The following is a 9,650-nucleotide window of genomic DNA, read 5'->3' as shown; positions in this document are numbered from 1 at the left end:
AAATGGCACCGGAAGATGACGTCATTGATCCCAGCTTATTAGCTTACTTCCGTCGTAAACGTCTGAAAGATCCAAACCTTTTAGATTTCCTGATTGGAAAAACCGTAGAGGTCGCGCTTGAGAAAGGCGTGATCCAATCGAAGTCTCTCATCCTTAATGCGACACACACAAAGGCTCGATACAATCAAACATCCCCTCAAGAAGTATTGCGTAGCCGTTCCAAGAACGTCCGTAAAATGATTTATTCTCTCGATGAATCCATGAAGAAAAATTTCCTGAAACCAACCGAAGATACGCTTGAAGCTGAGCTGGACTATTCAGAACGTCTTGTCGAAGTCATTGAAAAGGAACCAAAGCTCGTTTTTATCCCCAAAATCAAAGAACCTCTGAACTTACTGAAAGAGACGATTACAGATGACCAACTGGAATTACAAGAGTCTCAAGATCCTGATGCCTGTTTGGGGCACAAATCTGCTGACTCTGCTTTCTTTGGATATAAGACGGATCTCGGCATGTCTCTGGAACGTATCATTACTGTAGCCACAGTGACTACCGGAGAAAAAACGGACGGAAAGCAATTACTTGAGTTAGTGAAGAAAAGCCAAGACGCTGGGTTAGAAGTGAAGGAAGTCATTGGAGATACAGCTTATTCGGCAAAGGAAACTATCAATTATGCCAAAGAGAATGAGATCGAACTCATTTCCAAGTTGAACCCTTCGGTTTCTCATAGTTATCGTAAGAAAAAAGAAGAGTTTGAATTTAATAAAGACACTGGCTTGTACGTTTGTCCGGCTGGTCATATGACTTTTCGAAAAGTGTAAACGGTGTCCCCTTCAGAAAGTATAAACCTGGTGCCAAAACCAAAAGTTATTCGGTCAGCTTAAAATCCGAAGAACATATCGATCAACTCACCTTTCAAAACAGTGATGCCTTTAAAGAAAGGGCGAAGGAACGATATAAGATTGAAGCGAAGAATAGCGAATGGAAACACAGACACCGATATGAGGTCGCCTCATCTTCGGGTCTCGAAGGCATGCGCATGCAAAGTGCGATGGCGATTTTCACAGCTAATGTGAAACGAATCGTTAAACTAATGAAGGAATAGAGGGCACAAATCATTGAAATTAGATAAAAAGCGGTCTGTATGGAAATCAAATTCCATACAGACCGCTTTATTAAAATTCTACTTTTCGAAGACCTTCAGTTTTTCAGTGGCCTCTCAAAAGGATGGTTTTTCAACATTTACAACCGCACTGCTTCGCCAGTCTCTATCGACTTATAGCAGGCATCAATCGCTCTAATATTGTTCAGCATTTTCTCTTCCGTATAAAACAGCGGCTTGTTTTCCAACACGGCTTCAGCAAAATGCTCGACCTGCAGCTTGTACTGATCCCCTTCGATATGCATTTCGTGCGTTTCCCCGTTCGATTTCGATATGCGCAACAAACCTGCTCCATCAAGGTTTTTGTCTGGACGGTATGCGTTCAGCACCTCTATTTTCCCAGTAGAACCTATTACTTCATAACGGTTTACTGGAAACTGGTCGAAGCTGCAGTCAAAGGTCGCTTCCACACCGCTGGCAAAGGACAATGTCCCGGCAACTGTCGTGTCAACGTGTGCAGCATTATGCCTGGCATGCGCGTAAGCCCGAATTGGCTCTTCCTGCAAAATCTCCCGTATGGAATGGAGGCAATAGCAGCCGACATCGTAAATCGCTCCGCCGCCCAGCTGCTTATTGAGCCTGATATTTTCTGGATCATCTTGAAGCAGAAAAGAGAAGCTTGCTCTGATAAGGGAAACTTCTCCAATTTCTCCCTGTGTGATTAAATCCCGGACTTTTTGATGCTGTGGATGAAATTGATACATAAAAGCTTCCATAAATCTAACACCATGTGTCTTACAAGTGTCCAGCATTTCCTGAAGCTCATTTTCATTGAGTGCAGCAGGCTTTTCACAAAGTATGTGCTTACCATGCTTCGCTGCTTCCATTACCCATTGTTTATGAAGACTGTTTGGCAGCGGGATGTAGACTGCTTGGATATCCGGATCTGCCAGCAGCTCCTCGTAACTGGTATAAGCCCTGCCAATATCTAATTCTGCTGCAATCTGCTTAGCTTTATCTCCCCTGCTGGCAATAGCGGAAACCCTCCCATTGATTGAGCGCTTGATCGCCGGGATCAGTTGTTGTCTGCCAATGCCCGCTGTGCTGAGTACACCCCAATTCATATGTTTCACGATTATCCGTCCTCTCTACTGTTCCTTACTACCCGTCAAGTCCCTAATGTCGGATTAGCCTTTGACAGATCCAGCAAGTAATCCATGGACAAAGTATTTACCGAGCAAAATATAGACGAGCAATGTCGGCAGTGCTGCCAGCAATGCTCCAGCCATCTGGACATTCCATTGGACGATCTGGCTCCCGGACAAGTTTTGCAAGGCAACCATGATTGGCTGGCTGTCCGAGTTGGTAATAGTCACGGCGAACAGAAATTCATTCCAAATATTCGTGAACTGCCAAATTGCCACGACCACAAATCCGGTAATCGATAAAGGAATAATAATGTGGCGGAAAATTCCAAGGAAATTGGCCCCGTCAATCTTAGCCGCTTCCAGCATGGTATCAGGAATGTTGGCATAAAAGTTGCGGAACATCAAGGTTGTAATCGGCAATCCATAAACAACGTGAGTCAGGATGAGTCCGCCAATGGAGTTGTACAATTCAATATTGCGTAAAAACTGTATCAGCGGAATCAGGATACTTTGATAAGGGATGAACATCCCAAACAAAATAATCGTAAAAATCACTTCCGACCCTTTAAATCTCCATTTAGACAAAACGTATCCGTTCATCGCTCCTAGTAATGCGGACAACAAGGTCGCCGGAACAACCAGATACACACTGTTCATGAAATTCGGAGCGAGTTCCGAGAATGCATGGGAATAGCTGCTAAAGTCAATCGCAGAAGGCAAAGCCCACATATTCGATAACGATACTTCATCTAATGGTTTTAAGCTGGTTACGAGAATAACGTAAACCGGTGTCAGGAAAATAATGGCCATCACAATTAAGATCAAGTATTTGATTGGTTTCCAAACGTTGAACGTAGCCATTATCCATCACTCCTTCTGTTGGCCAGTAAGTAAGGGACAATAAATACAGCTACCAGAAGCAGCATGATGATCGCGATTGCCGCACCATTGGCATAGTAGTTGCCCCGGAAGGTCGTTTCAAACATATAGACACCTGGTACGTCGGTGACAAAGTTTGCACCAGAACCAGTCATCGCATAGATGAGATCAAATATTTTCAGCGATATGTGCGCCATAATGATGATGACACTGACCGTAATCGGCATCAACATCGGTAAAATCACTTTTTTGTAAATCTGGAATTCAGAGGCACCATCCATTCGGGCGGCTTCCCGCAATTCGTCCGGAATACCGCGTAAACCTGCCAGGTACATTGCCAGCGAAAAACCGGTCATTTGCCAGACAGCTGCAATTACGACTGCAATGATGGCGACAGGAAGTCCGAATTCGATACTTCCCCATTCAAAGCCTGCCAGTATATTGGTGTCTGTGTACCATTTCGGCTGGATTCCGAACAGCGCCAGAAACTGATTGTAACCAGTCGACGGATTGAGCAGCCATTGCCATACAACCCCGGTAACAACAAAGGATAAGGCCATGGGAAACAAAAAGATATTCCGAAAAAGGGATTCACCCTTCAGTTTCTGGTCGATCAAAATGGATAAACCAAGCCCCATCACGATGACCAATCCGATAAAAAGAATCGTAAAAAATACCGTGTTACGCAAATCTGCCTGGAAGCGGTAATCATTGAACAAATAAATGTAATTTTTCAATCCTGCAAATGAAAAATCCGGAACAAGGGTATTCCAGTTACTCACGGAAACCCAGCCGGTCCAGCCTATGAAACCGTACACGAATACGAGGACCAATAAGAAAGAAGGTGCTAAAAATCCGACAGCCACCCACTGGTCACCGGAGATTTTTTTCTTCGGTTTCTTTTCTTTATGCACTGCCGGCTGCCGACTTGGTTCCGGATAATCCTGTTCTTGTCTGTTAACTGCTTGTTCTGCCATGTCATCAACCTCCTGTCAGAGGGTAGAGTCTCAATCAAGAAAGAGGCCGACTCCTCACGACGGAGCCGTACTCTTCACCACCAGTAAACTGGCAAGGGAGAGAAGCTTCAACCATTGTTTCGGAGTCAGCCGCTTTTTGATTAATGTTGCATTACCCTGTTTAGTTCTTACAATTCAGATGCAGCATTTTTCAGTGTGTTAATCAGATTATCGACGTCAAGCTGGGTGACGAAGATATTCACTGCCTGGTTCGCCTTGGTTACGAAGCCTTCTGCAGCCGCGGAACCGTGTGCCAGACTCGGAGTCAAGTTGGAATTATTGAAATCTTCCATTGCATCCTTACCATATTCATCATACTTGGATTCGTCCGCGTCAACACGGGCTGGAATCGAACCCTTCAGCGGGTTGAATGCATCCTGACCTTCCACAGAACCAAGCACGCTCAAAAATTCTTTTACTTCATCCGGATTTTCTACACCTTTAGGCAAGCCGAAGGTATCTGTGATAACCATAAAATCGCCATCTGTTTCCGGGAATGCAAAGTATCCGAAGTCCACGTTTGTTTCTAAATCAAGGTCATTGGAGAAATAGCCCTTCGCCCAGTCACCCATATTGATCATCGCAGCTTCACCGTCACCGACCAACTGTGCAGCATCCTGCCAGTTACGGGACGCGTGATCATCGTTTACATAGCCAAGAACAGTTTTGAATTTCTCAGCGGCAGCCACAACACGATCGTCATCGAATGGAATATCGCCTGCCCATAAGCTCTTGTAGTCATCAGGACCGAGCTCGCCAAGCAGAATGTTTTCAAAAATCTGGGTAGCTGTCCAAGCCTCTTTGTCACCAAGCGCAAGCGGAGTGACACCGGCATCCTGTAATTGATCAGCTACTTCAACAAATTCGTCGTAAGTAGTAGGTACTTCCAAACCATTATCTTCAAATACTTTTTTATTGTAGAAAATAACATTGCCGCGATGGATATTGACAGGGACAGAATAAATGTTACCGTCCTTGCTAACCATGTCGATTAAATCCTGAGGAAATTTATCCATCCATTCCTGTTCTTCATAAAAGTCATTCAACGGCTCCATTTTATCGGCTGCCACCCAGCCTTCATTCAGCTCAGCGCCCCCATGGACCTGGAAAGTAGAAGGTGGATCGTCCCCTTGCATCCGGGTAGCCAGTACCGCTTTTGCGTTTGTTCCGGCTCCACCGGCAACAGCAGCATTGTCCACAGTGATATCAGGGTGCTCCTGTTCGAACAAGTCGATCAATGCCAACAGTCCATCTTCTTCACCGGCTCCAGTCCACCAGCTGAAGATCTCCACTGTTCCTTCGCCGCCTCCACCAGACTCAGCAGATTCATTTGAATCTCCGCCTTCCGCGTTGGCGTCATCTCCATCTTCAGATGAAGAATCAGAGCTACAAGCTGCAATTACAAGTGCCATAACCATTAATAAAAGAATGCCAAACAGCTTTTTCACTTATAAATCCCCCTTTTCTTTTGCTATAAAGCGTTTTCAGTTAACGCTTACATTTACCATTATAAAATTGTCTCCCGAAAAAAGGGGGACAATTTTCTGTACTATTTTATGATTTTCTTCACTTTTTTAAGATTTCTTTCTGATATTGCTTCGGAGACAGCGAAAAGTATTTCTTAAATACCCTGCTGAAATAATTAGGATCCTTGTAGCCGACCATAAAACAAATCTCTTTCAACGTATAGCGGTTGGAATGCAAAAACTCTTTTGCTTTTTGCAGCCTGACATGGGTTAAATAATCGATGAATGTTTCACCCGTTGATGCTTTGAACAGGTTAGAAAAGTAGTTCGGGCTTAGCTCGGAACGCTCAGCGGCATCCTCCAAACTAATTGGTTCATGAAAGTGGTCGTGAATATATTTTTTTGCCCGTTCAATCTTATCTTGTGAATGATAATGGTGTTGTACATTCAAGCTCGAAAGTTTCAAAAAATCCACCCACTCATAATAGTCGCTCTCAGTTGGGAGTCCTGTTTCCGGTGTCTGGATATTGCGCTGTTGGAGCTCCTGTTTCAATCGAAAATATAATTCATGGAGCAATTCGGCACTAGCTTCTTCGTTCTTCCACAACTCGGAAAAGAAGTGGACGGCATTGGATTGATTGCCGCTGATCACTTCCAACAGGATGTCTTCCAGAAAGTTACTGCTCTGGCGCTGTTCAGCCGGCGGAAATCCAAAATTGCTGTGACCGTTTAGTTCTAGGTGTCTGGCTGCCTGCATTGCCTGATGGTAGGAGTCAGGTAAATCTTCCAGTTTCTCTTTCGGATAACCGGCCCCTATATATGCTTTGTGACCAAGCAGCATTTGCAGCTTCCGCGCAAGTTTTAATACTGCTCCTTTCTCCTTTTTGGCTTGCGATAACACGACGATAACCAGCTGATCATCTTCCATCCGGTATATATAATCGTCTTCCCCAAAGTAACTGGCCCAACCGGCGGCAGCCTTTTCACTTAGCTGCTGATGCTTGACCACTAGAAAGTATGCTGACTGCAAATGTGGAAACAGGGTTTCCTGTAGCTCGACTGTATCCTTACCGACTTCATGTTTGATCAACCGGGTCAAGAATAGTTCTCTGGCGATGAGACTGGAATGCCGATATTCTTCAGCTCGTGCCGATTCTTCCATCACTTCTTTTTTCACCCGCAAAATTGCACGGATCGTTTCTTCTTTTTTACTGGGCTTCAGAATGTACTCTTTCACTCCCATTTTCATCGCCTGTTTGGCATAATCAAAAGAATCATAAGCAGAAACAAGAATAAATTTAATGTGTGGATCCCGCTGATGAATTTTTTCTATTGCTTCTAATCCATTGATGCCGGGCATTTTTATGTCCATTAGCACTACTTGCGGCTGCAAAGCTTCTGCCATTTCGATTGCTTTTCTGCCGTTTGCAGCCTCTCCAACTACGGTTAAATCAGAAAAATTATCTTCGAGAAATTTACGCATCGCTTTTCGTTCCAAAAGTTCATCTTCGGCTATCAGTACTCGCATCATTTCCTCCTTCCCGGCTCCCGTTGTCAGCTAATGAAAATTGCTTAGGCAGCAGCAGTTTGATTTGCGTCCCTTTACCTGGCTGTGAATCGATTTCGATGACATGCTCTGTACGATAAAACAGTTGGAGCCTGCGGATTACATTGGTAACTCCCAAACCTGTAGAATGGCCGATATGACCTTCCGGCTTTTCCTTTGAAAAATTAAGGATGCTGGAAATTTTATCTGAAGTCATCCCTTTTCCATTATCGGCAATCTCCACGATGATTTCCTTTTCTTGTTGATAGATGAATAGTTTTATCTCACCGCCCTCTTCTTGCTCCTCTACCCCATGTATAAACGCATTTTCGACAAGCGGCTGCAATGTCAGCCGAGGGATTGGGAAATCCAGGCACTCGTCATCAACCTCGACAATAAAAGTGATCCTTTCCGTAAATCGCGTTTTTTGTATCGTTAAATACTCTTTCACCGCACGCACTTCTTCACGCAGCGGTACAAATTTCTCAATATCTCCGAGGCTATAGCGCAAAAGCGCGGCTGTCGAATCAATCAAATTGGAGGTTGACTTGGCTTCCTCCAGGTAAGCCATTTTTGAAATAGTGTTCAAGGTGTTAAACAAAAAGTGTGGATTGACTTGGTTTTGCAAATGTTTTAGCTCCAATTCTTTCATCAGCCGTTCCTGTTCTGATTGATCCTTTATTTCTTCAATCAATTCATGGATACTGGCCCGCATCTGGTTGAAGGAGCTGCCAAGCAACTTTAATTCATCATTGGAGCGGACCTCGACAGGTTCTCCATCAAAACGACCGCTGGAAACCTCTCTTGCCGCTCGTGTCAATGTTTGTATCGGCTTATTGATACCGTTGGAAAACCAGATGGCAAAAAATACGGCAAGCATCACGGTTGTCGTGAACACGAAAAAGCTAAACCAGCGAAACGCTTCATTACGCTCCTGTAGATCCTGGTACAAGGTTTGATACTCCGTCAATTCCAGATCGATCAAATGCAGGGTGGTTTCCTGAATATAAGAAGCAGTACTTTCGGTTTCCTTCAAATGAGCTGTGTACCTTTCAATATCATCACGAAGGACAAAACCGGTAGTGATTTCACTTTCATAGATAATGTTATCAATCAAATTGATATAGTTTCTCGTATGTATTTGTTCTTCGCTACTAAGCATATTCTGCAGACGTTCTTCCTCTTGCATCATCGAACGGCGTGATTGATAATAGGCAGCTTGATTTTCTTCTGACTGTTCCATGACATAGGCTTTGGTATTTTCATAGAGTTTATTTGCCGACTGGGAAATCGAATTCAATAACAAAAAGCGTTCAAAACTAGAGTGATAGGAATTGGCAAGCGTATTGGAGCTGACATAAATGGAAATCGATACGATATTGAACAGAATGACAAATACAAAAAAATAAAAGATCAATTTCGTGCGAATCGATTTCATGAGCGCTCACCCTTCCGGATGATTTCCCCGTTACGGATATCCCTGGCCCGAATAATGCCGGTCCCGGTATATTGCATCTGCTCCACCTTTCTGCCGTTCTGGAGGTCAAGTAATCGGCTGACTGCCTGTTTTCCCATTTGTGCAGGATATTGTGACACTGTCGCTGCAATTTTTCCTTGATCGATCATTTCCAAAGTCTGTGGTAAAATATCGAAACTTAGTACGTAAGGAGTATGGTCGAGGTGGATTTCCTCAATTCCCTGCACAATTCCCACTCCGTCCAAGGCACTCATTCCGACTAACGCATTGATTTGCGGATACTGTTTTAACAGTGAATAAGTCGCTTCGGCTGCCCCTATCTCGGTGATATTTGACTCCATCACTTCCACCAATTCTATCCGGTCGGATTCGGCTATTGCATCTTTAAAGCCCTGAAGCCGTTCTTGCTGATTCAACGCATCGAACATTCCGATAACCGCTCCGACCATGATCTCCCCTTCGGTATCTTTAATGATTGCCTGTCCTGCCGAGTAGCCCGCCTTGTAATTGTCCGTTCCGACATACAGCTGCCGCTCACTGTCGGGGACATCGGTATCAACCGTGATTACTTTTATTCCTCTTTCCACTGCTTTATGGACAAGCGCTTTAAATCGTTCTCCTGGTATCCCCTGGGTAATGATGCCGTCCACCTTCGACGAGATCATCCGGTCAAAGGTTTGCAGTTTTTCTTCTTTATCGCTTTTTCGTGGACCAATATATTCTAAATAAACGTTATGCTTCGCTGCCTCTTCCTTTGCACCGTTTTCTATCTCCCTCCAATAATCATTTCCGACTTCCTCCGTAATAAGAGCAAAATGATAATCATAGATTTGCTGGGAGGAAATTTGCTTTTCGACGTAGAAAGTTTCTTTACCGAAGTACAGCATAAGAAAAAAACTGGCAAGGAATAGCGCAAGTACTATGGTGAATAAAATACGTTTTGGCAGTTTCTTCATTTTTATCCTCCTGCGCCGCCTTGTAAGCGGTTAATAAAAAGCGGTAATCGAATACAACTG

The 9,650-nt window shown here is 44.1% G+C and carries 7 protein-coding genes and 1 pseudogene; 1 reads left to right on the top strand and 7 read right to left on the bottom strand.

Annotation, left to right across the window (positions count from 1 at the left end):
* Positions 1-1,105 (top strand): annotated as a pseudogene (locus tag BN1067_RS08985) (transposase); the annotation flags it as partial.
* Between the two features lie 137 nt (positions 1,106-1,242).
* On the opposite strand, the gene BN1067_RS08975 reads toward BN1067_RS08985, so the two are convergent.
* The 7 genes from BN1067_RS08975 to BN1067_RS08945 form a co-directional block, all read right to left on the bottom strand.
* Positions 1,243-2,226, bottom strand: coding sequence for a Gfo/Idh/MocA family protein (locus tag BN1067_RS08975; protein WP_324777886.1), 984 nt, complete (start codon positions 2,224-2,226; stop codon positions 1,243-1,245).
* A 63-nt stretch (positions 2,227-2,289) separates the two neighbouring features.
* A complete protein-coding gene (locus tag BN1067_RS08970; protein WP_407701366.1) occupies positions 2,290-3,060 on the bottom strand; it encodes a carbohydrate ABC transporter permease in 771 nt (256 codons plus the stop codon).
* A gap of 50 nt (positions 3,061-3,110) precedes the next feature.
* A complete protein-coding gene (locus BN1067_RS08965; protein WP_110943395.1) occupies positions 3,111-4,106 on the bottom strand; it encodes a carbohydrate ABC transporter permease in 996 nt (331 codons plus the stop codon).
* A 167-nt stretch (positions 4,107-4,273) separates the two neighbouring features.
* Positions 4,274-5,563: an ABC transporter substrate-binding protein gene (locus BN1067_RS08960; RefSeq protein WP_053218541.1), complete on the bottom strand. Its 1,290-nt coding sequence runs from the start codon at positions 5,561-5,563 to the stop codon at positions 4,274-4,276.
* A gap of 148 nt (positions 5,564-5,711) precedes the next feature.
* On the bottom strand, positions 5,712-7,142 hold the full coding sequence (locus tag BN1067_RS08955) for a response regulator (protein ID WP_110943394.1): 1,431 nt from the start codon (positions 7,140-7,142) through the stop codon (positions 5,712-5,714).
* Complete coding sequence (locus tag BN1067_RS08950; RefSeq protein ID WP_053218524.1) at positions 7,114-8,595, bottom strand: sensor histidine kinase; 1,482 nt, start codon at positions 8,593-8,595, stop codon at positions 7,114-7,116. Before BN1067_RS08950 ends, BN1067_RS08955 begins: the two co-directional genes overlap by 29 nt.
* Entirely contained in the window at positions 8,592-9,590 is a 999-nt protein-coding gene (locus BN1067_RS08945) for a sugar-binding protein (RefSeq protein ID WP_053218523.1), read from the bottom strand. The genes BN1067_RS08950 and BN1067_RS08945 overlap by 4 nt, the downstream gene beginning before the upstream one ends.
* Positions 9,591-9,650 lie beyond the last annotated feature (60 nt).

The sequence above is a fragment of the Virgibacillus senegalensis genome (assembly GCF_000821245.2).
Lineage (GTDB): Bacteria > Bacillota > Bacilli > Bacillales > Amphibacillaceae > Sediminibacillus > Sediminibacillus senegalensis.
The sequence above is the reverse complement of the archived record's forward strand: the minus strand, read 5'-3'. Positions and strand labels throughout refer to the sequence as shown.